At 67.3% G+C, this 23,186-nt stretch carries 26 protein-coding genes and 1 tRNA gene; 16 read left to right on the plus strand and 11 right to left on the minus strand.

What is annotated here, in order from left to right; translation table 11 throughout:
* Positions 1-97: 97 nt before the first annotated feature.
* The gene (locus tag ACIBHY_RS19920) at positions 98-2,107 is read left to right on the plus strand and encodes an AAA family ATPase (RefSeq protein WP_397307378.1); all 2,010 of its coding nucleotides are present in this window, start codon (positions 98-100) and stop codon (positions 2,105-2,107) included.
* A 1-nt stretch (position 2,108) separates the two neighbouring features.
* Here ACIBHY_RS19920 and ACIBHY_RS19925 read toward each other — a convergent pair.
* A tRNA-Ser gene (locus ACIBHY_RS19925) sits at positions 2,109-2,195 on the minus strand.
* Between the two features lie 58 nt (positions 2,196-2,253).
* Here ACIBHY_RS19925 and ACIBHY_RS19930 point away from each other — a divergent pair.
* Positions 2,254-2,571, plus strand: a complete 318-nt coding sequence (locus tag ACIBHY_RS19930; protein WP_397307379.1) for an STAS domain-containing protein — start codon at positions 2,254-2,256, stop codon at positions 2,569-2,571.
* Positions 2,568-3,467: a BtrH N-terminal domain-containing protein gene (locus ACIBHY_RS19935; RefSeq protein ID WP_397307380.1), complete on the plus strand. Its 900-nt coding sequence runs from the start codon at positions 2,568-2,570 to the stop codon at positions 3,465-3,467. The genes ACIBHY_RS19930 and ACIBHY_RS19935 overlap by 4 nt, the downstream gene beginning before the upstream one ends.
* On the opposite strand, the gene ACIBHY_RS19940 is transcribed toward ACIBHY_RS19935, so the two are convergent.
* The 6 genes from ACIBHY_RS19940 to ACIBHY_RS19965 all read right to left on the minus strand — a co-directional run bounded on the left by ACIBHY_RS19940 (position 3,462) and on the right by ACIBHY_RS19965 (position 7,962).
* On the minus strand, positions 3,462-4,250 hold the full coding sequence (locus ACIBHY_RS19940) for an NUDIX hydrolase (RefSeq protein WP_397307381.1): 789 nt from the start codon (positions 4,248-4,250) through the stop codon (positions 3,462-3,464). The genes ACIBHY_RS19935 and ACIBHY_RS19940 overlap by 6 nt on opposite strands.
* Before the next feature lie 72 nt (positions 4,251-4,322).
* Entirely contained in the window at positions 4,323-5,060 is a 738-nt protein-coding gene (locus ACIBHY_RS19945; RefSeq protein WP_397247119.1) for a M15 family metallopeptidase, read from the minus strand.
* A gap of 23 nt (positions 5,061-5,083) precedes the next feature.
* Positions 5,084-5,542 carry a universal stress protein gene (locus ACIBHY_RS19950; protein WP_397247120.1) on the minus strand — a complete coding sequence of 153 codons (459 nt, stop codon included), beginning with the start codon at positions 5,540-5,542 and terminating at the stop codon, positions 5,084-5,086.
* 13 nt (positions 5,543-5,555) lie between these two features.
* On the minus strand, positions 5,556-5,798 hold the full coding sequence (locus tag ACIBHY_RS19955) for a hypothetical protein (protein ID WP_397307382.1): 243 nt from the start codon (positions 5,796-5,798) through the stop codon (positions 5,556-5,558).
* Positions 5,795-6,181, minus strand: coding sequence for a hypothetical protein (locus tag ACIBHY_RS19960; RefSeq protein ID WP_397247124.1), 387 nt, complete (start codon positions 6,179-6,181; stop codon positions 5,795-5,797). The genes ACIBHY_RS19955 and ACIBHY_RS19960 overlap by 4 nt, the downstream gene beginning before the upstream one ends.
* Positions 6,178-7,962 carry an MDR family MFS transporter gene (locus tag ACIBHY_RS19965; protein WP_397247125.1) on the minus strand — a complete coding sequence of 595 codons (1,785 nt, stop codon included), beginning with the start codon at positions 7,960-7,962 and terminating at the stop codon, positions 6,178-6,180. The genes ACIBHY_RS19960 and ACIBHY_RS19965 overlap by 4 nt, the downstream gene beginning before the upstream one ends.
* Before the next feature lie 84 nt (positions 7,963-8,046).
* Between ACIBHY_RS19965 and ACIBHY_RS19970 the strand changes: the two genes are divergently transcribed.
* The 6 genes from ACIBHY_RS19970 (at position 8,047) to ACIBHY_RS19995 (ending at position 12,539) form a co-directional block, all read left to right on the plus strand.
* Positions 8,047-8,616 carry a TetR family transcriptional regulator gene (locus ACIBHY_RS19970; RefSeq protein ID WP_397247126.1) on the plus strand — a complete coding sequence of 190 codons (570 nt, stop codon included), beginning with the start codon at positions 8,047-8,049 and terminating at the stop codon, positions 8,614-8,616.
* Between the two features lie 53 nt (positions 8,617-8,669).
* Positions 8,670-9,005: a hypothetical protein gene (locus ACIBHY_RS19975; protein ID WP_397247128.1), complete on the plus strand. Its 336-nt coding sequence runs from the start codon at positions 8,670-8,672 to the stop codon at positions 9,003-9,005.
* Positions 8,996-9,925 carry a hypothetical protein gene (locus ACIBHY_RS19980; RefSeq protein WP_397247129.1) on the plus strand — a complete coding sequence of 310 codons (930 nt, stop codon included), beginning with the start codon at positions 8,996-8,998 and terminating at the stop codon, positions 9,923-9,925. The genes ACIBHY_RS19975 and ACIBHY_RS19980 overlap by 10 nt, the downstream gene beginning before the upstream one ends.
* 91 nt (positions 9,926-10,016) lie before the next feature.
* A complete protein-coding gene (kstD, locus tag ACIBHY_RS19985) occupies positions 10,017-11,750 on the plus strand; it encodes a 3-oxosteroid 1-dehydrogenase (protein WP_397247131.1) in 1,734 nt (577 codons plus the stop codon).
* A 154-nt stretch (positions 11,751-11,904) separates the two neighbouring features.
* Complete coding sequence (locus tag ACIBHY_RS19990) at positions 11,905-12,351, plus strand: lamin tail domain-containing protein (RefSeq protein ID WP_397307383.1); 447 nt, start codon at positions 11,905-11,907, stop codon at positions 12,349-12,351.
* Between the two features lie 11 nt (positions 12,352-12,362).
* Positions 12,363-12,539, plus strand: coding sequence for a hypothetical protein (locus ACIBHY_RS19995; protein WP_379615567.1), 177 nt, complete (start codon positions 12,363-12,365; stop codon positions 12,537-12,539).
* Positions 12,540-12,716: 177 nt separating this feature from the next.
* Here the strand turns inward: ACIBHY_RS19995 and ACIBHY_RS20000 are convergent, their stop codons facing one another.
* Positions 12,717-13,112, minus strand: coding sequence for a hypothetical protein (locus tag ACIBHY_RS20000; protein WP_397247134.1), 396 nt, complete (start codon positions 13,110-13,112; stop codon positions 12,717-12,719).
* Positions 13,113-13,546: 434 nt separating this feature from the next.
* Here ACIBHY_RS20000 and ACIBHY_RS20005 point away from each other — a divergent pair, with 434 nt between their 5' ends.
* Entirely contained in the window at positions 13,547-14,593 is a 1,047-nt protein-coding gene (locus tag ACIBHY_RS20005) for a hypothetical protein (protein ID WP_397307384.1), read from the plus strand.
* Between the two features lies 1 nt (position 14,594).
* Here ACIBHY_RS20005 and ACIBHY_RS20010 read toward each other — a convergent pair whose 3' ends face one another.
* Positions 14,595-14,795, minus strand: a complete 201-nt coding sequence (locus ACIBHY_RS20010) for a hypothetical protein (RefSeq protein WP_397247138.1) — start codon at positions 14,793-14,795, stop codon at positions 14,595-14,597.
* 307 nt (positions 14,796-15,102) lie between these two features.
* Here ACIBHY_RS20010 and ACIBHY_RS20015 point away from each other — a divergent pair, with 307 nt between their 5' ends.
* Positions 15,103-15,531, plus strand: a complete 429-nt coding sequence (locus ACIBHY_RS20015; RefSeq protein ID WP_397247139.1) for a hypothetical protein — start codon at positions 15,103-15,105, stop codon at positions 15,529-15,531.
* 1,584 nt (positions 15,532-17,115) lie between these two features.
* Here ACIBHY_RS20015 and ACIBHY_RS20020 read toward each other — a convergent pair.
* Positions 17,116-18,864 carry an AIPR family protein gene (locus ACIBHY_RS20020; protein WP_397307385.1) on the minus strand — a complete coding sequence of 583 codons (1,749 nt, stop codon included), beginning with the start codon at positions 18,862-18,864 and terminating at the stop codon, positions 17,116-17,118.
* A 97-nt stretch (positions 18,865-18,961) separates the two neighbouring features.
* The gene (locus ACIBHY_RS20025; protein ID WP_397307386.1) at positions 18,962-19,387 is read right to left on the minus strand and encodes a hypothetical protein; all 426 of its coding nucleotides are present in this window, start codon (positions 19,385-19,387) and stop codon (positions 18,962-18,964) included.
* A gap of 268 nt (positions 19,388-19,655) precedes the next feature.
* Here ACIBHY_RS20025 and ACIBHY_RS20030 point away from each other — a divergent pair, with 268 nt between their 5' ends.
* From ACIBHY_RS20030 to ACIBHY_RS20050, 5 genes are all read left to right on the plus strand, one after another.
* A complete protein-coding gene (locus ACIBHY_RS20030; protein WP_397307387.1) occupies positions 19,656-20,495 on the plus strand; it encodes a helix-turn-helix domain-containing protein in 840 nt (279 codons plus the stop codon).
* Positions 20,496-20,590: 95 nt separating this feature from the next.
* A complete protein-coding gene (locus tag ACIBHY_RS20035) occupies positions 20,591-20,989 on the plus strand; it encodes an ATP-binding protein (RefSeq protein ID WP_397307388.1) in 399 nt (132 codons plus the stop codon).
* Positions 20,980-21,261 carry a hypothetical protein gene (locus ACIBHY_RS20040; RefSeq protein ID WP_397307389.1) on the plus strand — a complete coding sequence of 94 codons (282 nt, stop codon included), beginning with the start codon at positions 20,980-20,982 and terminating at the stop codon, positions 21,259-21,261. Before ACIBHY_RS20035 ends, ACIBHY_RS20040 begins: the two co-directional genes overlap by 10 nt.
* A gap of 146 nt (positions 21,262-21,407) precedes the next feature.
* On the plus strand, positions 21,408-22,247 hold the full coding sequence (locus ACIBHY_RS20045; RefSeq protein ID WP_397307390.1) for a sigma factor-like helix-turn-helix DNA-binding protein: 840 nt from the start codon (positions 21,408-21,410) through the stop codon (positions 22,245-22,247).
* A 3-nt stretch (positions 22,248-22,250) separates the two neighbouring features.
* Positions 22,251-23,060 (plus strand): protein phosphatase 2C domain-containing protein, encoded by an 810-nt coding sequence (locus ACIBHY_RS20050; protein WP_397307391.1) that lies wholly within the window; start codon positions 22,251-22,253, stop codon positions 23,058-23,060.
* The last annotated feature ends 126 nt before the right edge of the window (positions 23,061-23,186 follow it).

Consider the following 23,186-nt stretch of genomic DNA (forward strand, 5'->3'; position numbering starts at 1 on the left):
GGCAAAGAAGTTGAGGGTTGCCGCCGTCCGGCGCGACGCTTGACGTTAACCTGCAATGTATTTGCTGCCCCTTTAGACCCACCCAAGGGGGAACACGGTGGCAAGGCACGATCGCGAAGAATCTCTCGAAGAGCAGCTGGCCTGGCTCGACGCCATCAAGGAGACGGAAGAGGCGCCGGTGGCTGTGAGCGCCACCGCCGAGGCCGCGGCTTCGCCGTACCCGAAGGACCCATGGCTGTCGGTGCCGTCCGCGCAGGAGACGCCGACCCCGCCGCTGTTCCGTGCCGCCGTCGACTCCGTGTACGGCTCCGCCGCCGCGGAGGAGCTGCCCGCCACCGAGAGCGAGGCCGCCGAGTGGCTGGGTGAGGAGTCCGCGCCGGGCAAGGAGCCGGCCGGGCCGGGCGACGACGAGGCCGAGAGCTTCCTGGCGCCGCTGAAGCCGCTGCCGAGGCCGGACGACACCGACAGCTACACGCTTCTCTCCCCTGCTCCCGCCCCGGCGGAGGAGGAGACGCCGCCCAAGGCGGAGTACACCGAGGCCGACACCCAGCCGGACAACCCGTGGCCGAAGCCGTCGGAGTGGTCCAGGCCCGCCTTCGACCTGCCCAAGCCCGCGTTCGACGAGCCGAAGGGCGGCTTCGGGAAGGACTTCGACAGTCCCTTCACGCAGGACCTTCCCCTCGACCTCGAACGTTCCCGCGCCGCCGTGGACCTGCCCGAGCCGGACGCGCCGGAGATCCTTGAGGACGCCGAGGAAGAGGAGCGGCTGCAGAAGCGCTTCGAGGCGTTCAAGCCGGACTGGTCGCCGCGTAACGACCCGTTCGGCCAGCCCGCCGATCGGCCCGCCGCCGACCGCCCCGCCCCGGAGCCGCGGCAGCAGCCCGCCGAGCCGCGGCAGCCCTTCAACGAGCGGTCCTTCACCGAGCGGCCACAGCCCGCGGACCGGGGCTTCGAGCGCCCCGAGCCCGCTCGTTCCGAGTCCGCGGAGCGCCCCGCCAGGACCGAGCCCGCCGCCCGCACCGAGTCGGCCGCCCGCGCAGAGCCTGCCGTTCATCCCGAGCCCGCCGTTCATCCCGAGCCTGCTGAGCGGCCCGCCGCCGAGCGGCCCGCGGCGCGGCGCCGTGCCGCGCCCGTGCCGGTGTTCACCTCGCCGCCGCGCCCGCCGGTCACCGGACGTCCCACCGCCGACAGCCTCGACCCCGAGTCGCTGCTGCGCGGGCGCCGCAACGCGCCGTCCAAGGGCTGGCGCAGGCTGGTGTACAAGGCCTCCGGCGGCTGGATCAAGCCCGGCGAGCCGGCCGAGGTGCGCCGCCGCCGCGAGCTGCTCAACCGGGCCCGCACGCCGGTGGCCACCGGTCACCACCGCGTCGCCGTACTGAGCCTGAAGGGCGGGGTCGGCAAGACCACGACCACGGTCGGGCTGGGCGCGACGCTGGCGCAGGTGCGCGGTGACCGGGTGATCGCCGTGGACGCCAACCCCGACCGCGGCACGCTGTCGGACAAGCTGGAGCTGGAGACCTCCGCGACCGTGCGGGACCTGCTGAACGAGCGCGACCAGGTCAAGCGATACGTCGACATCAGGGCCTTCACCTCGCAGGCGCCCTCCCGGCTGGAGGTGCTCGCCTCCGACCGCGACCCGTCGGTCTCCGAGGCGTTCAGCGGCGCCGACTACCAGGCCGCCGCGCAGGTGCTGGAGAACTTCTACTCGATCTGCATCACCGACTGCGGCACCGGCCTGCTCCACTCGGCCATGGGCGGCGTCCTGGGCCTGGCCGACCAGATCGTGCTGGTCAGCTCTCCCTCCGTGGACGGCGCCAGGGCCGCGTCGGCGACGCTCGACTGGCTGGAGGCGCACCACTACGGCGACCTGGTCAGGGACGCCACCGTGGTGCTCTGCAGCGTACGGCCGCGCTCGAAGTCGGCCGTGGACATCAAGAAGCTGGAGGCCCACTTCGCGGCGCGGTGCCGGGCGGTGGTCCGCGTGCCGTACGACCCGCATCTGGAGGAGGGCGCGGAGATCGACCTGGACCGGCTGCAGGAGGCGACCAGGGAGTCCTATCTCCAGCTCGCCGCCAGCGTGGGGGACGGCTTCGCCGGACACGAGTGAGCGGAGGGTGTGGGATTCGAACCCACGAGACCATCGCTGGCCTGGCCGCTTTCAAGGCGGCTGCACTCGTCCACTATGCGAACCCTCCAGTGCGCACACCACCTTAGCGCCTGTTCCGCTCCTGACGCTCGCGGTAAGTTCGGTGGGTGGATCTCAGGGTCGAGGTCGAACGCGCCGGTGGGGACGCCCTCGTGCGTCTTGAGGGGGATCTCGACAAGCTGTCGGCTCCCCGGCTGAAGCAGCGGCTCGTGGAGCTGTCCGAGGACGGCTGCCACACGCTCGTGCTCGACGCGGCGCTGCTCGACTTCTGCGACTCCAGCGGGCTGTGGGTGCTGGTCGAGCACCACCGGCGCCTGACCGCGCTCGGCGGGACCATGCGGCTGAGCGGCGTGCACGGCATCCTGCAGCGCGTTCTCGACGTCACCGGCCTCAGGGCCGTCTTCTACCCGGTGAGGGCACCATGACCCACCACGAGTCGGCGCTGCTGCGCCGCGTGCTCGGCGAGGAACTGTCCGAGGCCATGTGGTTCGGCCTGGGCGGCGGGATCGGCTTCATGTACTTCGTCTTCGAGTACGCCGGTGAGCCGCCGCACCTGTCGGTCATCGCCCAGGCGCACCCGGAGCCGATGCTCGCGCGGGCCCTGGATCGGGCGGGGGTGCCGCACGAGATCCGTCACACCGGCTCGGCCAAGGTGGCGGAGCGGAACCTGCGGGCCGCGCTCGGCGCCGGGCACCGGGTGGTCTGCCGGGTGGACCGGCACAGGCTGCCCTGGCGGCCAGACTTTCCTTTCCCCGAACCCATCGACGTGGACGTGCTCGACCTCGACGGAGATCGGGTACGGCTCGGCGACGGCGACCTGTCCCTGGAGGCGTTCCTCGGCGCCTGGTCGGCGGCCAAGAAGGAACGCCACCAGCTCGTCGAGATCACCGGGACCGCGGGTGGGCGGCCGGACGTCGCCGGGGCGATCAAGGAGACCGCGGCCAGGCTGACCGGGCCGGTGCTGGGCAACAACTTCGACGTCAACTTCGGGCTGTCGGGCATGCGCAAGCTGGCCGAGCAACTCGGCGACACCTCGACCAAGCAGGGGTGGACGCGCCGGTTCACCGATGCCGGGGTCGCGCTGGAGCGGCTGGCGGTGTGCCTGGACGTGGAGTACACGGCTCCGGCGGCGTCGCGGCCGCTGTTCGCGGAGTTCCTGGCCGAGGTGGGGGAGGACGACGCTTCCCGGATTTATCGGGCTTCGGGGGAAATTTGGGCGGATGTGGTGAGTGCGGCGCGGGCCGGGGAGTCCTACCCGCGCATCGGTGAGCTGGTGGCCTCCGCCGTACGGGAGGAGGAGCGGGGAGTCGCCCGGCTATGAGGTCAGCTGTGAGAGCAGCCACCGGGGTCCCGACGTCTCGGCGCCCAGGGCGGCCACCCTTTCCTTGAGTCCCCGGTCGGCGGTGACCACGCGGTAGCGTTCCCACGGCCTGGCCTGCCGTACCAGCTCGACGATGGTGTCGTCGCCGCTGCCGGCGGCCGCGACGACCTCGACCTGGCCGGCGGGCGGCGCCTGCCTGGCGGCGCCCTCCACGACCGCCACGATCCTCGGGTACCACTGCGCGAGCAGCGGGTGCGTGAGGCCGCTGCGGGCGGCCACGTCGCGCACCAGGCGGGTGGCGGCGCCGAGGCGGTCGTTCCACCAGCCGTGCTCGGCGCGGGCGCCGACGATGTTGGCCACGTCCAGCACGACGGTCTCGGGGACGAGCACGCCCTGGACCTCGTCCCACGTCTCGGCGAAGCCCGGGTGCAGCTTCCTGGCGGCGATCTCCGGCAGGGGCAGCCAGAGGAGTTCCGAGCTCTCGGAGTTCGCGGGCGCCGCGTCCAGCAGGGTGCCCGCGTCGGCGATCACCGTCTCGAACGTCCATCCGCCGTGGTCGTCGAGGTAGACGCCGCGCACCCGCAGGCCGTCGGCGCCGAGCGCCGCCTCCTCGTGGGCCTCGCGCAGGGCGCTGACGATCGCGTCCTCGTGGCTGTCGCGGGCGCCGCCGGGCAGGCCCCACGTCCCGCCGTGATGGCTCCACCACGCGCGTTTCTGCATGAGGACGTGCGGGGTGCCCTGTTCGTCATGGTGTACGGCCAGCAGCCCCGATGCCCCGTGCACCCCCCAATGCCGGTGTCCACGCGCGCATTGGGCCCATCCGTCACCGTCTTTCGCCGCCATGCGAATAGTCTGTCAGCCCCCGCCCTTGCTGAAATGCTGGTAGTCCTTCGTGCCCGACCAGTAGCCGCCCCACTCCCATCCGACGGCGGCGAAAGCCTTCACCACCTTGTCGCGGGGATTTATGACGCCTTTACCTTCCATGGGACGCTCGGTGAATTTCTTCGCATTTTGGTGGGCTGTGCCGCCGTCCGCAGTGACGTACGGGTTTTCGCGGGGATTGATGTCGATTGCCTGGCCATAGGCGTGCTTCGACCAGTTGCTGGACCCGGTGGCAGGCCGGCAGTTGAAGGCCGAGGTGTTGTCGGCGTCGATCGAGTCGTAGTCGTCGCCCTTGTAGGCGTCGACCAGCTCCATCTTCTTGATCGGCCAGCGCTGGGCGTACAACTTCCGGAAGACCGTGACGATGTCGTCGGTGACCGTCTCCCGCACGATCAGCTCGCCGGTGTGCGCCTTGTCGTCGAAGCCCCAGTAGGTCATCGTGATCAGCCGCAGGTCGCCGAGCGGCACCGGGCAGCCGGGGCGCCACGAGTACGGGACCCGGTCGCGGGAGACCTTGGAGATCTTGGCGGTGAACTCCGGCGGCCCGGCGGGTGTGCTCGGGACCTGTGTGGGCTCTGTGGGCTCCGCGGGTTCCGTGGGCGGTGCGGTCGTGGGCGGGGCCGGGGCCTGCGCGGCCGAGGCGACCGGTTTCTGCTGCCCGGCGCACGCTGCCGCCGCAAGCACCATGACCAGGGCCGTTACACGCTTCATCCAGCCACGATACGTGCTTTCCGCTAGGGCACGATGAGGACGGTGCGCCGGGAGCGCCGGGCGAGTCCCACCGACACGGAGCCGGTGAAGCCGCGCCAGACCGAGCGGGAGCGGCCGACCACGATCGCGTCGGCCATGCTCGCGTCGGCCAGCGACTCCAGCGCGCGGGTGGCGTCGCCGCGCATGGCGATGAACTGCCAGGGCACGCCGACGCCGCGCATCTCGTCCCGCAGATCCTCGGCAAGGTCGCCGGCCGGATCGGGGACGATCGGCGCACCGGCGAAGAACCAGAGCGTGGCGCTGTTCATTGACTCCACGAACGCCACCAGCAGTCCGGCGTTGTCCCGGCGGGCGAGCCCGGCCGCGTACGCGAGCGCGTTGCGGCTCGGGCCCGAGCCGTCGTAGCCGACCACGATCAGGCCGGCGCCGTCCTTGCCGATCTCGAACCCTGGGTCGGCCAGCGGCTCCCCTTGGGGATACACGGCACGTCCCTGGTCAGCGCTTCTCGGCCACGTGGCGGCCGCGGCGGGCCAGTTCGCGCAGGGCGTCGGCCGCGTAGGCCACCAGCGCGGCGAACGACAGGCCGGCCAGGATCCCGCCGAGCCACAGGTCGTTGACGGTCGCGTCGGTGTAGGCGGCGCCGCGCGGCTGGTAACCGACCACGAACGGGGCGGCGACCAGCCAGAGGCCGCCGAGGAACAACAACACCAGGGCGCTCACGCCCAGCTTCGCCTTCATCGCTTCTCCTCAACCAGCGAGCCGTTGTGCCGGGTTCTCATGTCCTCGCGCAGCGCTTCGACCAGCGGGGCCAGCATCGTGGCCAGGTCCGCGGAGGACGCGCCGGCCGGGGCGGCGGGGGCGGGCTCGGGTTCAGCGGGGCGCTGCCGTACCGTCACGAGACCGCGCGCGACGAGCTCCTCGTAGATCGCGGCGATGAACGCGCCCACGCCGGCGAGCGCGACCACGGCCACGCCGAGGCCGGTGAAGAACTCCGCGTTGGTGGCGGCTGTCCAGTCGGCGCCCTCGGGCTGGGTGCCCAGGGCGAACGGGGCGATCATCAGCCACAGCCCGGCGAGCAGTGCCAGGGCGGCCGTGACCGCGCCCACGAACGTGCGGATCATAGGGTGACTCTCTCTTTCTCGGGTGGCGCCGCCTGTGCGATGAGCGCCCGCGAGGTCGGGCGGAGCACGTCGTGGGCCACGGATCTGGCGCGCTCGCGTTCCGAGCGCCCGTCCGGCGGCGCCATCCTGGCGACGGCGCTCAGCAGGGCGGAGGGGTGGCCGTTCGTGTTCTCGACGCGCTGGGCGATGAGTTCGAGCAGCAGGCCGGCCAGGACCATGTCGTCCTTGGTGAGCGTCTGGGGCGCGGCGGCGGGCTGGTTGGTGCGCAGCGGAAGTTCCTTGAGGAACAGCGTGGCCACGAAGCCGAGCACCGCGATCGGAACGCCGACCAGGAACACGGTCTCCAGCCCGCGCGTGAACGACTCCAGCACGATGCCCTTGACGGGCTCGGCCAGGTGCTGGATGGCCTCGGGGCTGCCCAGTTTCGGCGTGCCTCCGGCGGGCAGGCTGATCCCGGCCGCCTGGAGCATGTGCGCCATCTCGTCCTTGAGGCGGTTGGTGAGGATCGCGCCGAACGCGGCCACGCCCACCGCGCCGCCGAGCGAGCGGAAGAACGAGACGCCCGAGGTCGTCGAGGCCATGTCGCGCGGCTCGGAGGCGTTCTGCGCGGCGAGGATGAGCATCTGCATGGACAGGCCCAGGCCGATGCCCAGCACCGCCACGTCGAAGCCGATCAGCCACTCGCCGGAGTCGACGTGCAGCCGCGACAGCAGGAAGAGCCCGATCGCCACGATCAGCAGGCCGGAGACCGGGAAGATCTTCCACTTGCCGGTCTTGGTGACGATCTTCCCGGAGATCACGCCGGACAGGAACAGCGCGATCACCATGGGCAGCGTCATCAGCCCGGAGTTGGTCGGGCTGAGCCCCTTCACGATCTGCAGGTACTGCGGCAGGTAGATCATCGCCCCGAACATCGCCATGCCGACCAGCAGTGAGGCGAGGCTGGTGAGGACGAACGTGGGGTTGCGGAAGAGCCGCGGCGGCAGGATCGGGTCACGGGACTTCTGCTCGGCCAGGACGGCCAGCGCCAGCATCAGCAGGCTGATCGCGGCCAGCGCGTAGGTCCAGAAGGAGTTCCACGCGAACTCCTGGCCGCCCAGCGTCAGCAGCAGCATGAGCGCGCTCGCGCTCGCGGTGATCGTGAAGGCGCCCCAGATGTCCACCGTGGTGTCGCGCCGGACGTGCTCGATCTTCAGGAACTTCTGGATCACGAAGAACGCGACGGCGGCGAACGGCACCACGACGTAGAAGCACCAGCGCCAGCCGAGCCAGTCGGTGTCGACGATGAAGCCGCCGAGCAGCGGCCCCGCCACCGTGGACAGCCCGAAGACCGCGCCCATGTAGCCGGAGTAGCGCCCGCGCTCGCGCGGGGAGACGATGTCGCCGAGGATCACCTGCGACAGCGCCGACAGGCCACCCACACCGAGCCCCTGTACGGCTCGCGCCGCGATGAGCTGGCCCATGTCCTGGGAGAGCCCGGCGGCCAGCGACGCGGCGACGAACAACGCCAGCGACGTCTGGAAGAGCAGCTTCCTGCCGAACAGGTCCGACAGCTTGCCCCAGAGCGGGGTCGAGACCGTCATCGTGAGCATGGTGGCCGAGGCCACCCACGAGTACTGGTCCTGGCCGCCGAGTTCGCCGACGATCGTCGGAAGGGCGGTGCCCACGACGGAGGTCGAGATCATCGAGGTGAGCATCGCGAGCATGAGCCCGGCCATCACCTCGAGGATCTCGCGATGCGAATACTGCCGCCGTTCGGCCTGGGCCACCAAGCGCCCCACCCCCTTAACATGTGAATACCAAGCGAGTATACGCCCGTTTACTAGCCGCGCGGCAAGTGGCCTCCGCGCGGGTAGAGTTCGGGCATGAACGCCGAGGCGGCCACGGAGACCAAGCCGCGTGATCGCGAGGCCACCCGGCAGCGCCTGCTGCGCGCCGCGCGCTCACTGTTCGCCGAGCACGGCTACGAGCAGGTGACCGTCCGCATGATCGCGGCGGCGGCCGACGCCAACATCGCGCTGGTGGGGCGTTACTTCGGTTCCAAGGCCGGACTGTTCGGCGAGGTGCTGGCCGGCGAGCCCACGGTCGCCCGGGTCATCGAAGGCGACCGGGAGGGTCTGGCCAGACGGCTGGGGGAGTACGCGGCGGAACGCATGTACTCCGACCCGGAGAGCCCGATCCTGCGCTCCCTGGAACGCTCGGCCGGTGACCCCGAGATCCAGGAACTCGTCCGCGAACGGCTCCGCAACGCGATCATCGCCCCGTTGACCACCGGGCTCGAAGGGCCGGACGCGCAGGCGCGGGCGCGGCTGGCGATCGCGGTCTTCCTGGGAATCGGGACCATGCGGCGCCTGCTCGGCCCCGAGGTGCCCACCCCGGCCGACGTCGACCGGATCACCGCCGTCTTCGAACTGTGTCTACGCCCGCACACGTGATCGTTACGTACGTGAGGCGGTAGCCGTAACATCCGGCCCGCAGCATGTCCGGCATGCGAGACACGTCGATCGCGCACGACCAGCTCACGAAGCAGGCCGCGCCCGCCTTCACGGACCTGGCCGACGACCTGGCCAGATCGGTGCGGAAAGCCGAGGACATCCTGGGACGGCTGGGCGCCTGGCCCGTGGGTGAGGAGGCGGACGAGGCGTTCGTCGCCTGGTACGGCCCCAAGCGGCGGGAGATGCCGGAGATGATCGAGGACTTCGCCGAGGCCTACCGCGACCTCGCCGAGGGACTGCTGATGATGCGCCGCAACGTCGCCACCGTCGACTGGGGCATCGCCGACGACCTGCGCATCGCCGACGTCCCGGTGTACCGATGGCCGTGAACGCGCTGCTGCTGGCCCTCATGGCCGGTGGCACGGGCTCAATGGTCGCGCTGCGCGTCTACGCGGGAGTGACCGCGCCGGAGATCCCGCCCGGCGAACTGCGCAAGGCCGCCAAGGCCTTCCGCGAGCTGGCCGACGACCTGGACCGCGGCGACGGGGCCATCGCCACCAGGGCGAACGCCGCCGCCTCCACGGTCTGGCTCAACAACTCCGGCGACGGCGTGGACGCCTTCTCGAAGCTCTACCTGACCAACCTCAGGTTCTTTCCCTACGCCTTCGCCAACGACTGCCGGGTGATCGCGGTGGGCTGCGAGGCGTACGCGCGCATGGTGGAGGACGTGCGCGAGCGGTTCGTGGAGCTGGAGAAGGCCATCATGCAGTTGCTGTGGCTGGTCGCCTTCCAGCCCCTCACCACCGCCCTGTACGGTGTGGCCCAGGCGATGGCCGCCGCCCAGCTCGCCCGCCTGGTCAAGCTGGCCCAGGTCCTGAAGTCCGTCTTCCTCCACAACGTGGCCAGGATTCTGCAGCTGACCTTCCCGAAGTACGTCCTGACCACCCTGAACTACGCCGCGGTGGACGGCGCGGCCTACGCCGCGGGCTCGATGGCCGCCGACGCCTCCGTGGACGTGGCCCACGGCAGGGACGTGGACCCGTCGGCCACCGAGTTCGGCAAGATCGTGACGGCCAACACCGGCTACATCCTGGGCTACGACGCCGCCAAGCTGGCCCTTCCCGGCCCGGCGACGCGCGGCGGCGAGCTGGCCGCCCGGTTGTTCGGCTCCGGGTTCGGCTACACGCCCGTGAAGAGCGCGCTGGACGGCGACGGCACCATCCTGCCGACGGGCGACGAATGGATCGGCAAGCTGGAGGGCCACGGCATGCGGGCCCTCATCTTCCCGCCCGGCTGGCGGTACCGCTGACGGTTGACAGGTGATCGAACCAAACGCATGCTTGGGTGGCTGTGGCCCTTGGCGCGAGGCCGTACTTCACTCCGTTGCGAAGGGTTCCGCCATGCCTGCACACCCCCACCCCACCCGCCGGACCGTCTTACGCGGCACCGCGGCCGGAGCCGGGCTGCTGATCCTGGGGGCCGGCGCCGCCCACGCCGACGCCGCCGCCACACAGGAGTTCGACGTCGTCGTGGTCGGAGCGGGGGCCGCGGGGATGACGGCCGCGCTCACAGCGGCCAAACGAGGGCTGAGCACGCTCGTCGTGGAGAAGGCCGCGACGTTCGGCGGCTCGGCGGCCAGGTCGGGAGCGGGGATCTGGGTTCCCAACAACGAGACGATCCTGGCGGCGGGCGTACCGGACACTCCGGCCAAGGCCGCGGCGTACCTGGGAGCCGTGGTCGGGCCCAGCGGGGTGCCGGCGGACAAGCAGGCGGCGTTCCTCGCCAACGGGCCGGCGATGATCTCGTTCGTCACGCGCAACAGCCCGCTGCGGTTCCGCTGGATGGAGGGCTACTCCGACTACTACCCCGAACTCCCCGGCGGCCTGCCCAACGGGCGCTCCATCGAGCCGGACCTGTTCGACGGCAACCTCCTCGGCGCCGAACTGGCCAACCTGAACCCCGCCTACATCCCCGTCCCCGCCGGTGAGGTCATCTTCAGCGCCGACTACAAGTGGCTCAACCTCGCCCTCGTCAACGCCCGCGGCGCCGCCGTGGCCCTGGAGGGCGCGGCCCGGTGGCTGGCCGCCAAGGCGCGCGGCATCGAGCCCCTGACCATGGGACAGTCGCTGGCCGGCGCGCTACGCGCCGGACTGGCCCAGGCCGGGGTCCCCGTCTGGCTCAACACGCCCCTGACCGACCTGCGCGTGGAGAACGGCCGCGTGGCCGGCGTCCTCGTCACCCGCGACGGGACCCAGACACTGGTACGCGCCCGCCGCGCGGTCATCCTGGCCTCCGGCGGCTTCGAGCACAACGACGCCATGCGCGACCAGTACCAGGAACAGCCCATCGGCACCGACTGGACCGTCGGCGCCGCCGCCAACACCGGCGACGGTCACCGGGCGGGCCTCCAGGTGGGCGCCGCCGTGGAGTTCATGGACGACGCCTGGTGGGGGCCGTCCATCCCGCTGCCCGGCGAGCCGTACTTCTGCCTGGCCGAACGCACCCTGCCCGGCAGCCTGATCGTCAACCAGGCCGGGCGGCGGTTCGTCAACGAGGCGGCGCCGTACAGCGACGTCGTGCACGTCATGTACGAGCGGGACGCGATCCCGGCGTGGCTGGTGATCGACCAGAACTACCGCAACCGCTACCTGTTCAAGGACATCGCCCCGACGCTGGACTTCCCCGGCTCCTGGTACAGCGCGGGCGCGGTTGTGAAGTCATGGTCATGGAACGGCCTGGCCGCCAAGATGGGCGTCCCCGCCTCCGCCCTGAGTTCGACGCTGACCCGCTTCAACGGCTTCGCCTGGACCGGCCGCGACCTGGACTTCCGCCGCGGAGACAGCGTCTACGACCACTACTTCACCGACCCCGCCGTCATCCCCAACTCCTGCCTGGCCCCCCTGCTGCTCCCGCCCTTCTACGCCCTCAAAATCGTCCCCGGCGACCTGGGCACCAAGGGCGGCCTGAAGACGGACGTCCACGCCCGCGTCCTGACCACCGCCGGCACCGTCATCCCCGGCCTGTACGCCGCCGGCAACGCCTCCTCCCCGGTCATGGGCCGCAGCTACGCCGGAGCCGGCTCAACCCTGGGCCCGGCGATGACCTTCGGCTACATAGCCGCCCGCCACCTGTAGGCCGGGCCTTCTCGGTGCGCGGGCTCCGTCCGTCGGGGAGCCCGCTTCCGTACCCGACCCCTGCTGACCGGATGCGGCCAGGCCGACAACCACCGTCATGGACCACCCGTCCCATGGAGCGTTCCCGTTCCCTTCGGACGCAGAGGATCCGACGATGCGCCTCCTCCTTCGGACAGCCGCCGCCACCCTGACCGCCGCCGCCCTCATCGGCATGCCCGCCCAGGCCGCGGCACCCGCCGTACAGATCATCAAGGTGTACTACGACAGTCCGGGCAAGGACACCCGCTCCAGCACCAGCCTGAACGCCGAGTACGTCGTCCTCAAGAACACCACCCGCAAGCCGATCCAGATGGAGAAGTGGATCCTGCGCGACAAGACCGGCTACAAGTACCGCTTCCTGGCGTTAGTCCTCAAGCCCGGCAAGACGGTGACGGTCCGCACCGGCACCGGCGACGACGGCACCTCCACCGTGTACTGGAACCGCGGCCAGTACGTATGGAACAACGACGGCGACACCGCGAGCATCCACCGGTCATCCGACCTCAAGAAGATCGACACCTGCTCCTGGGGACGCGGCCGCGCCTGGACACATTGCCCCTAGCCTTGCGGTCCATGAGATGGTTACGCCGCCGCATCCGCCAGATCCTCGCCAAGCGACGATTCCGCCGCCGGAGGGCGCGCCGGCAGGACCTCAACACCCCGTCCTCCCCGACCGGCGGCCAGAACGACACGGGAGACGTGATCCGCGGCGCGGACTTCTACAACGACGGCACCACCGGCGGCTTCTGACACCCTCAGGGCGACTCGGTCCGCCCTGTCCTGGCTTCGCGCCGAGAGACCCGCGGGCATCGGAAATCCTGGGACTCCATCGACCGATTCAGCCCGTCTGGCAAAAACGGACCTGACGCTATCGATGCGGATGAAGTGTGGATTTTGCGCGCGATACCGCAGAACACGTCTTGGTGCCTACTCCGGACGAATCGTCTGGAGCCAGACGCGAGGCCCGCCACCATTCTCGATCGCCCAGAACATCCAGCCGTTGCGGTTGTCGTTCACCTCCGGCTGGTAATGCCCGACGACGGCCCGAGCCGCCCCGGTGGGGGACTTGTAGGACTTCCCTGCCAGAGGCCCGTCAACGATCTCGACCCGGGCCGGAGCAATGAACTGAGCACGGGTTCGATGTCCTGCGTAGTCGGCATAGATGGGGATGCCGTCTCCCGTCGTCTGGGGGGAGACGGCCTCCCCACCCGCCGAGGGGTCGAGGATCAAGCGCCGCACGATCTCCCCCTCGGTGGTGCCTGCCATACGGGCGGCGAACGCCACCTTGTCCTTGGTGTCCTGCGATACCTCGATAAGCGCCATCAGGGATCTCCTCTCTGTGCAGAGCATACACAGCAAAGCAAGCACTGTGCGCAGCATTTCAAGCAAAGCCGAGAACGGGGACAGCGGGCCGTCCACCTCAGCCGGCGGGGCCGCAACGGTGTCGGGGACGCGCTCCGGGGCGGCCGACTCGATCTCTCGCCCCGAGAGGGCCTGGTGCCCTTCGCGATCCAGGGCGCCTCTCTAAAAGGGATAAATGGCGCTATGGCCCGAATATTCAGCGCAATTCCCGCGCTCCAAGATTTCATCTTTGACAGCCTTGACCTGCCCATCTCAACAATTGATTGTTGATGTGCGCATCTCGGAAATGCATAGGCGCATACAGGGAGGTCGAGGCAGGGTTTGACGGATGCGCAAACGCGAACTGTGAGTGGTGGCAACCCAGCCAACAAATTCCGACAAGAAGGATATTACGGATGGCTAACCACAATTTCGGTACAGCAAGAAAGCGCTTCTTCGTCATCCTCGGCGTGCTGAGCCTCGCCACGAGCACAGTGAACGCCACCGCCGCGACCGCGAGCAGAGCCGACCCGGACCAGGCGGCCGTCAAGCAAGCCGGTCAGACCGCGGCGCAACTCTCCGCCTACTGGACCCCGGCCCGCATCAGGGGCGCGAAGGAGACCCGGCCCGAGAACCGGGGCGCGGGCAACAGGAGCACCTCGGTACCGAAAACCAGCCTCCCGCCCCTCACCTCCGCCGGCACGCGCCCCGCCAGAGCCGCCGGCCCGGCCCCCCGCGACGTCCGCGCCGCCATCGTCAAGGCGCAGCGCTGGAACAGCCACGGCGTGATGCCGGCCACCACGATCGGCAAGCTCTTCTACACCAACGACCAGGGCGCGGACCGATACTGCTCCGCCTCCGTGATCAACGCCAACAACCGCAACACCATCTGGACCGCCGGACACTGCGTCCACCGCGAAGGCGGCGGCGGCGCCCAGGGCTGGTTCACGAACTTCCTGTTCCGCCCCGACTTCGACGCCGGCAGTTCCCTGGGCACATGGGGCTGGCGCACCGCGGCCTCACCCCGAGGCTGGACCGAGAACGGCGACTGGGCCTACGACATCGGCGCCATAGCCCTGGCCCCGAACTCCCAGGGCAACGTCCAGGACATCACGGGCTCCCAGGGATACCACTTCAACAGCGGCCGGCACGACTACCAGGTCTACGCCTTCGGCTACCCCGAGGACGCCGCCCCGGAAGACCGCCCCGAAATGGACGGCCAGCGCCTCTGGTACTGCACCGGCGCCACCTGGAAGCCGGGCTCGGACAGCCGTATGGGCTTCCACTGCGACATGTTCCACGGGGCCAGCGGCGGACCCGTGCTCTACGATCTCCAGTTCCCCCGCGGCTGGGGCTACATCATCAGCGCCAACAGCTGGCACTTCTTCGACAACGACGAGTGGCGCGACCCGTACCTGGGCGACGCCGCGGTCAACGTCTACAACACGGTCAAGGACCGCTAACTCACCCTCCGGTGGCGTCGCGCTGGCGCTCGTCCGTCCAGTAGTCGAGAACCTGCCCGGGATCCCCGTCGTTCTCCAGTACGGCCGGCGAGACAGGAGACCTGGAGTCAGCCTGAGCCAACACCACCCGATGCACCGCAAACCCAACCGCGACAGCCACCACGAACACCGCCACAACCCTGACAGACACCTTCATCGACATAAGCGTCACTCCCCGCCTCAATCCTCCGACGCTGAGTGACCCCTGGCAACCGCCTCTGCCGAACCGGCCTTCCCACACAACGAGCTCAGCCAGCCAACTGCCTGCCTGGCTGAGCTCTCCTTGACACATCCGTGGGCCTCTACACTGCGGAGGCCCGAGGATCTGAACCCCGGATGGGCAGTAAACCCCATCTGCACCGGCAGCAGATGTAGTGCGGTCGGCGTTGGACAGGTCCTCCGACACCGGTCTCCTGGCCCGGATGCGCGCCTGACAGTGGGTTGCAAGCGGCTCTCCTAGGCTGCCGATCATGCGAAAGACCTCCGGATTAAAGACGCTCGCCGCCGCCGCCGTCGCTCTCGCCGTACTGGCTCCCGCCCCGGCGACAGCCGCCGCGTGGGGCTGCTCCGGCGGCGGGGCAACGCTCAAGACCAAGCACGGTCATGTCAAATACCTGTGGAAAGTGTGCGGTGACGGCTACGCCGCCGCCTCGGGGACTGTGCACGACACCAAGTGGGATCTGTGGACGGCGGTCGTCGAGGTCAGCTTCTCCAAGGCGGGCAAGAGGGTCGGCGGCACCGGCGGCCGGGTGGAGGCGGGCCGGAAGAAGGGCAGCAGAGATTTCGCCTTCTCCGTCGCCGCCAAGCAGGGCGCCGACACGGTAGTCATCAAGGCTCGTCGCTGCTTTCTGGGCGGCAACCTGTGCAACAACACCACCACCTTCACGGGCAAGCTCTGATCTTGTCGCTTCGGCCCTGGTCTTCGCGTAGATCCTGAAAGGCCGCATAGCGGACGCTTGATCCCGCAGCGGCGGGCGCAGGCGAGCCTGCTGCCGGCGCATCCACGCGACCCGGACAGGTGGCTGTCACGGCCGACGGTGTCGGCGCTCTTGATGTTCTGGGAGTCGATCCCACGCGGCTGACGGCGCGCCTTGACTCACAGCTCGACCAGCAGGGCTTCGGTGACACCGGCCTGTTCCCACTGCTGGAAGCACCAGCACACGGTCTGCCTGTCAGCTGTTTGGAATCTGACCGCACGGAGCGCCGCCCTCGATCCATAGGCGAGGATTCGGCAGTGGTCTGTGTGCTCGGGTAGGAGAACGCTGGGCGTGGAAGACCTTGAGTGATGGCCCCTAGACATCGAAGCCTTCATGCCGCCCTTCTCCCGCCACTCCCAGGCTCGGCCCCACCGGTCCCGAAGCCTGCTGTTTCGGCACAGCCCTACTCGATCGCTCACCCACGGTCCCGACCGCCTCTTCTGGCGACAAGGCCACAAGGTTCATCAATCGGGGAGCCAGCTTTCGATGTCCCCTTCACAGGTAGGACCGAAGGGCGCAAGCGAGGTGAAAGAAACGCGCGGAGCACCTTTGACCAGAGTGGGATCCAGCTGCTCAACCACTTGGCTGGGCAACGGGTGGGCCGGGAGGGCGTCCGACCGGAGGGAGGTCCTTCAGGGGTCGAGCTTCAGCTCGACTGGAGAAACAGCCTTGCCCCCCACGCGCGAAGCGCGCATGAGGGGCAAGACCATGCCGTGCGGAGGCTCGGGGATTTGAACCCCGGATGGGCGGTAAACCCAAACCGCATTAGCAGCTCGGGTCCTGCCTCGCCGGACCTGCGTCAGCTCGGCAAACGCTGAATCCTGGACTGCATGCAACGCCTGTGAACGGACCCGGATTGCAACTAGCGCTGCAACTAGAACACCTTGTTCATCAGGCCGCCGGCATCGCCGGTCTCTGATCTTCCGTGTGGACGCACATGCGCCTCCCGTCTGCCGTCGACCCGCCCGCAGGGGAAGCGGGCCTGGGGCATGGGTGCCAGATGGAGCGCCCTACTGGACGAACGATCTGGTACCCATGGCCCAGGTCTGCTCGGCTTGTCCCGGATCGATGGCGGACGGGATGATCAGGCATCCACCCCAGTCACCTACGAACCTCCGGCTCGGCACGGCGATCATCCCGGAGCTGGAGCGCCCCCGCCGGAGGCATGGTTACGTCGGTGGGGGGTTGGGCACCGGTACCCAATCCGCTGACCTGCAAGGACTTCCGGCGCACATGGCTTGCCAGGACTACGCGCGCATATCGCTCGACTGAAGCTCGGGCCCACTACCTGCACAAGGGCACGCCTCGATGCTCGCTGGGCCGGGGCTGAGGAACGAAGTCCCGGACCTTCGATCGCCCCCAGCCACTACCTGGGCTCAACTCACATCTGGCGATCGTGAGGGCGGTAGTCGTGCGGAGACGCGGGAGCGTTGCCATGACGATGTCTTGCTGTTCATGCCAGAGGTCCTTCGCACCGCTGGGAGTCCTGCATGTATAGGTCGCACGTCATTCTTGATCTATTTCACGTGCAACATCGTAGGAATCCAACTCCATGCAGAGATTGGTATAGAGATCGCGGAATGGCGCATCCTTTACACGTCCAGACAGTCGCTGTTGCGTTCGTTCTGCTTCCTCCGCTGAGCGTGCAACCATCCGTGCGAGCTCCTTGTATGCAAAAAGGTAAGCGCGCGAGAATCTCTTGGGCTGATCTGTCAGTGTCTGATCTGCCTTATCGAGAAATTCGCGAATTCTCCTTGCCCTCGCTGTCCCTTCGCTTGGCTCGGATAGGTCGATGCGTAGCGTTGCGCAGAGTGCCAAGAGCAATAGGTAGGCTTGATATTTGTAGCGATCTGCGTCCAGAAGGCGGGAAAACGGCTTCGCGTAATCTTCGCTTGCGAACTGCTTGATAGCTCTATCCAGTGCGACCCTGCCACTCCTGATTGCAGTGAATAGGACACTGTAGAGGTGATCTTCTGCGTCCGGGAGCTGGAAGAACTCCTGCAATGCATCCATTTGGACGTTGGTGTAGTTGTCCTGAAATAGCTGGTTGGGTCTGCGGCAGAATATGCCAAGAAACATGTGTCGAGTCAGGGCGTACGTTACTTCTGTTCTGGTGTACGAACGAAGAACGGCCGCGAGGCTATCTGTTCGATCAGTCTTGAGTCCTTCGCCTAGTTTCGTTGCAGCACGCGTAACAAGTTGGGGGCGCACGTAACGGGCGAGCTCAAGCTCCATTCGACCGACAGGGTTTTGGTAGTTGGCTGATTGTGCGATACTCCACGCAGAGGCAGAGTCTGGAGTGCGAACTACTTTTACGACGATCTCAAGGTTGTCTGATACTTCGCGGCTGTGCCATAGACACATCGTTGTCTGGCACCCATTGACAATAGCTGCTCGCTCCACACGAAGTACCTGCCCGCGCGGATCCATGGCTAGTTCTTCGCAGCGAACTGTGATGCCGTTGTTGCGCTCAAGCATCCGCTCTGGCTCGTTCTTTATTGTCTGCATGATGCTGTTGTTGACACTGAATTTGTCTTCAGTGCTTCCAAGCCATTCTCGGATGTTTTCAAAGAACAGGCCATCGCCGTACTCGTCGACGAGCCTGATGACATCTTGCCCAGAGAGGACTCCAAGCAGTACGTCCCCTGCTTGGACCCATGCCCGTAGCGACCTTAACTCAAAGGAGGCGGGCAGGGTTGTTGAGCGTGCGTAGGAGCGTCGAAGCCACTGAAGTAGGTCGTTACCATCAATGAAGATGATGCGATCTTCTTCGACTAGGCTTGAGTAGAACGAAAAAGAACTGAGTCGTCGATCTTCATAGCGTCGTCGGATGCCAGAAAGGTCTGCGCCCGTCGCGATGATGTAAGTGATGTTCTGCGTAAGCTCGTCTGCGAAAAGAACCCCTTCTTGCTCATTAATCGTTTCATTCTCGTACGCTTGGAACTTGCTGATAATCGAGTCAAGCTCTTCGGTTCCACTTATTCGCAACTTTGATTGACATACTGCACGCGCGCCATCAGGTCGAGTATCCGACAGAATATCGATGCCCCGATCGTGACTCTTTTTGGCGTTTAGTTGATACTCGAAAAATTCTTCGCATCTGGGCAAGTGGGGTAGAACAAGGAGAAGAGCCTCCGCAAATCGCTGGCCACGCTCTGTGGTATCCAGTGGCTCGAATTGGTCGGCGAGATATGCAGTGAAATCGGAGAGCGCTTGAAGGTATGACGGATATTCGGTCGTTGCCTCTTGCTTCATTACCTGCTCGTTCCTTGTAAGAGTTGTCGAGCCGCTGGGCTTACGTAGCGTTGCGGTCGCCATGAAGCGTGGAGTCCAGGGCGGAAGTGCTCACATGTCATTCCCGATGATTGTAGATTGCAGGACTCTCGCCGTGGATGGCTTGAGCTTTAAGGGCCCTCGTTTCGAGCCGCTGCGTCGTGTTTTGGGCTTCTCGGCTGTGAAGTTTTAGCAGTCGCCATGCGGTATAGAGCAGAAGAAAGATCGGCCCTCCGATGAGAAAGGCTGATGATGCTTGGGTGTATAGATAGATCGTTCCGATTGTCGCGGTCGCGGCGATGTATCTAGTGAATCTCCAGTAGATGGTCTTCTGGGTTTGGAGGGCTATCTGATAGGCGACCGCCATAGCGATCTCTTCGTTTGTTGGGTTGGTTGAAATATGCTCAGCCATAACTGGAGAGATGCCGGCGCCTGTCCGTGTTTGTATCTCAATGCTGAAGCGTCGCGCTCTTCCGGCGATTCCCACGGGATGGATACCAGACATCGTTGTAGGCTCATCCTCATAGCGGGCACGGGTAGTTGATGCTCAACATCTAGGACATCGTTGGAACTTGCAGGAGTGATACAGAGGGACTGACACCTCTGGTCTACGGGCGGGCCCGAGCACGGCCGCGCGCGAGAACGGCCCCTAGGCCGCACGCCCAGCGTGCGGCCGAGCGCAGGGCCCGCGCTCGCGGCGCGGGGCGCACACCTTGATCCATATAAGAGGGATTCGGCAGTGGTCCGCGTAGCCGGGTGGTAGAACGCTGGGTGTGGAGGATCGTCGGGATCGGCTTCGGGCGCTGGGGGAGTTCGTTCGGCGTCTGCGCAAGGATGCTGGGCTGACGGGTAAGGATCTTGCGCTTCGGGCTCAGATTGCTCAGCCGACGATTTCGCGGATTGAGACCGGACAGCTCCTCCCTACTCCGGAGACCGTTGATCGACTGGTTGAGGCGCTGGGGTTGGATGATGCCTCGCGTGCCGAGTTGGACGTGCTTGTTCTGAGGTTGCGCGATGAGGTCTCGCGGTTGAAGGGCGGGTTGGCCGGCCGTGAGTCGGCGAACATGGCGCGTGTGCGCTCCGCCAGCCGTGTGGTCTCGTTCCAGGCGGGCATGATCCCGGCTCTCCTGCAAACGGGCGAGTACGCCCGGCTCTGCCTGGCGTTCGGCAGTGATGTGGACGAGACGGACGCGGCCAAGGCTGCGGCAGTACGGGTAGAAGCCCAAGCGGTCATCTTCGAGCCCGGCCGCGAGTTCTCCTTCGTGCTCACCGAGGGCGCTGTCCGCACGTGGCCGGGGACTCCCTCGTTGATGCTCGCCCAGCTCGATCGTCTGATGCAGGTGGCCACGCTGCCCAACGTGCGGCTGGGGATCGTGCCGTGGGCGCTGCCTACGCCTGGGCTCCCGCTCCATGGGTTCACGATCTACGACGGATCGTTGAGCGTGGTGGAGAGCCTGACCGGTGATCTCACGATGAGCGAACCGGATGAGCTGGCGGCTCACGTGGAGACCTTCGAGTCCTTCGCTGCCGTCGCTGTGTACGGCGATGCCCTGCGGGAGCTGCTCGGCTCGATCGCGGCCGACTTCCGGGAGCTGATCCCCAGGTTCAAGTAGTGGCGCATTTATGCGTCGAATACCTTGAGTGATGGTGAAGGAGACTCATACGCTGGCGACATGGATGTATAGACCCCTAGACATCGGAGTCGTCCATGCCACCCTTCTCCCGCCACTTCCTAGGCTCTGCTCCATCGGTCACCGAAGCCCGTCGCTTCGTCACTGCCCTACTCGGTCGCTCGCCCATGGCCCAGACCGCCGAACTCATCGTGAGCGAACTGGCCACCAACGCCATCCACCACACCGCCAGCGGCCGGTTCGGCGGACGTTTCATCGTCACCGTCCAAGCGCAACCCAAACGGGCCTGGCTCGCCGTCGTCGACGAAGGTGGCCTCAGCACACCGAAATGCTTCCGCCCGAGCCCGGAGGGGGAAGGTGGTCGCGGCCTGTTCCTGGTCTCCGAACTGTCGACTGACTGGGGCATCTGGGGTGACGAGAACGGCCGCACCGTGTGGGCAACCCTGGTCGCCGGTCAGGAGATCCCGTGGACCTGACCTCCTGCCTCTCGCCGCACCCCTACCAGCCGCGCGCAGACGCCGTCCGCCTCACCTGGCTCCCGCCCCGAGGTGACGAGCGGTGCAGAGTGATCGCATGGACCTGCGACTGTCGCGCCGTCTACTTCGAGCTGTGCGCGGCAGGCGGCCAGACCTTCATCCGGCGCACGTCGCGGACCGCGAAGCGCGTCACCATCGCCGAGACTCATCGCGGAACCTCGGCAGAGACCCAGAAGATCTGGACCGCGCTCATCCAGGGCCTGGTCCGATGAGTCCGCGCGGCGTCCCCAATCGCCGGTCGGCTATCCGCGCAGTTAGCTCTATCACCGGCGAAGCGGTACGCATCGTACTGTCAAGGGGGATAGACGTCATTTCGTCTAGGGGCCTAGACTCGCGGCAAGCAAGTAGTGGGGGAGCCGTGCCATCCAACGACGTTGAGCGTATCGCCGCGATCGAAGACCCGTACCAGCTGCTCAGAGTCGCCACTGAGCGCCTGAACGCCGCTCAGCAGGAGGTCACCGAGCTGTCCCGGCTGCGGCGCCGAGTGATCCAGGAGCTTCACGCCCAAGGGCTCTCCTATGCGCAGATCGCCAAGGAGGCCGGCCTCACCCGCGGCCGCATCCATCAGATCCGCCACACCGGCCCAGCTCCGGAGGGCGCGTTCCTCGGCACGGGGACCCTCACCCTGGCCACTCCGCTCAAGCAGGAGGCGTCCAACGCCCGGCCAGTCGTCGCGATGGAAGACGTCACCGCGGCCAAGCGCCTGGAGGACCTGGCCCGCGGCTTCGATCTGTCGACGGACCTCGAACACATCCCGCTCGGCGGAGCGATCAACCTCAACCGGCCCAACCTCATCGTCATCTGCGGCCCGAGGCCCTCACCGGTCATGGCGACCCTGTACGAGTCCGACCCGGTCTTCGAATGGGTCAAGGAGGACGTGTGGACGCTGCGCGACAGCCGTACTGGTAAGACGTATCGGTCGGGCTCGGACAGCGAGCCCGCACAGCCGGTCGATTACGCCTACCTCGGACGGCTCCCGCGTCCGGACGGCAAGGGAAGCTTGCTGGTACTCACCGGAATCCACCCACAGGGCACACTCGGCGTGGTCCAGCTCCTCCAGACCGAGATCGCGACGCTGTGGGGTCAGGTGGCCGACAAATCCTTCTCTACGGTGATCAGGGCCGAATACGACCCCGACACTGGGGAACCCGTGAAGGCGGAGCTGGCCAGTCCGCTCTACCTACATGAGGAGGCATAGCCCGTGCGGGTCACCTTCGCCACCGAAGCCGCCCCCGGCCGTCCGAACGAGGACTTCGTCGCCGCGACCCCCGACGCCGTAGTCCTGCTCGACGGCGCCGGCACGCCAGCGGGCTCGGACTCCGGCTGCGCGCACGGTGTGGCCTGGTACTCCCGCACCCTGGGCTCAACGCTGCTCGCCTCGATGGTTCAGAGCGGTGACGCCTTGGCCGGCCTGCTGGCCGAAGGGATCAAGTCGGTCGCCTCGCTGCACGATGGGACGTGCGATCTGTCCCATCCCGGCTCTCCGTCTGCGACCGTGGTCATGCTCCGGCGTACGGCTGCCGCCGTGGAATGGCTTGTGTTGGCGGACTCCGTGCTAGTGCTGGACACGGGGGAGCCCATGGTCATCTGCGATGATCGCGAAGCCCAAGTCGGCGCGCTCCACCGATCCGAGATGGACGCGCTCGCCTCGGGTAGTGACGAACACGCCTCGGCGCACCGACGCTATGTCGAGACCCTGCGCTCGTTCCGCAACCGTGACGGCGGCTTCTGGGTCGCCGCAACCGACCCGCTGGCCGCCGATCAGGCTCTTGCGGGCAGTCTGCCCGCCGAAAACGTTCGTGCGGCTGCGCTGCTCAGTGACGGAGCTTCCCGGCCGGTCGATCGTTTCGCTCTGGCCTCCTGGCGGCAGGCCCTCGACATGCTCGCCCACGATGGGCCGAACGCCTTGATCCAGCAGGTTCGAGAGGCCGAGCGCTCCGACCCAGAGGGAGCGCGTTGGCCGCGTGGCAAGACGTTCGACGACGCGACCGCGGCGTACTGCCTCATCTGAAAGGCCCGCTCGAAACTTTTCGAGCATCTGGGTGTGTAGCCCCCTAGACAGTCGGGCATGATGGAGTTAGCTTTCTTGTACAGCCCCCTAGACACCTCGCTCCAGCGGAACCGCCGCAACTGTCTA

This window comes from Nonomuraea sp. NPDC050547 (assembly GCF_044457345.1).
Classification (GTDB): Bacteria; Actinomycetota; Actinomycetes; order Streptosporangiales; family Streptosporangiaceae; genus Nonomuraea.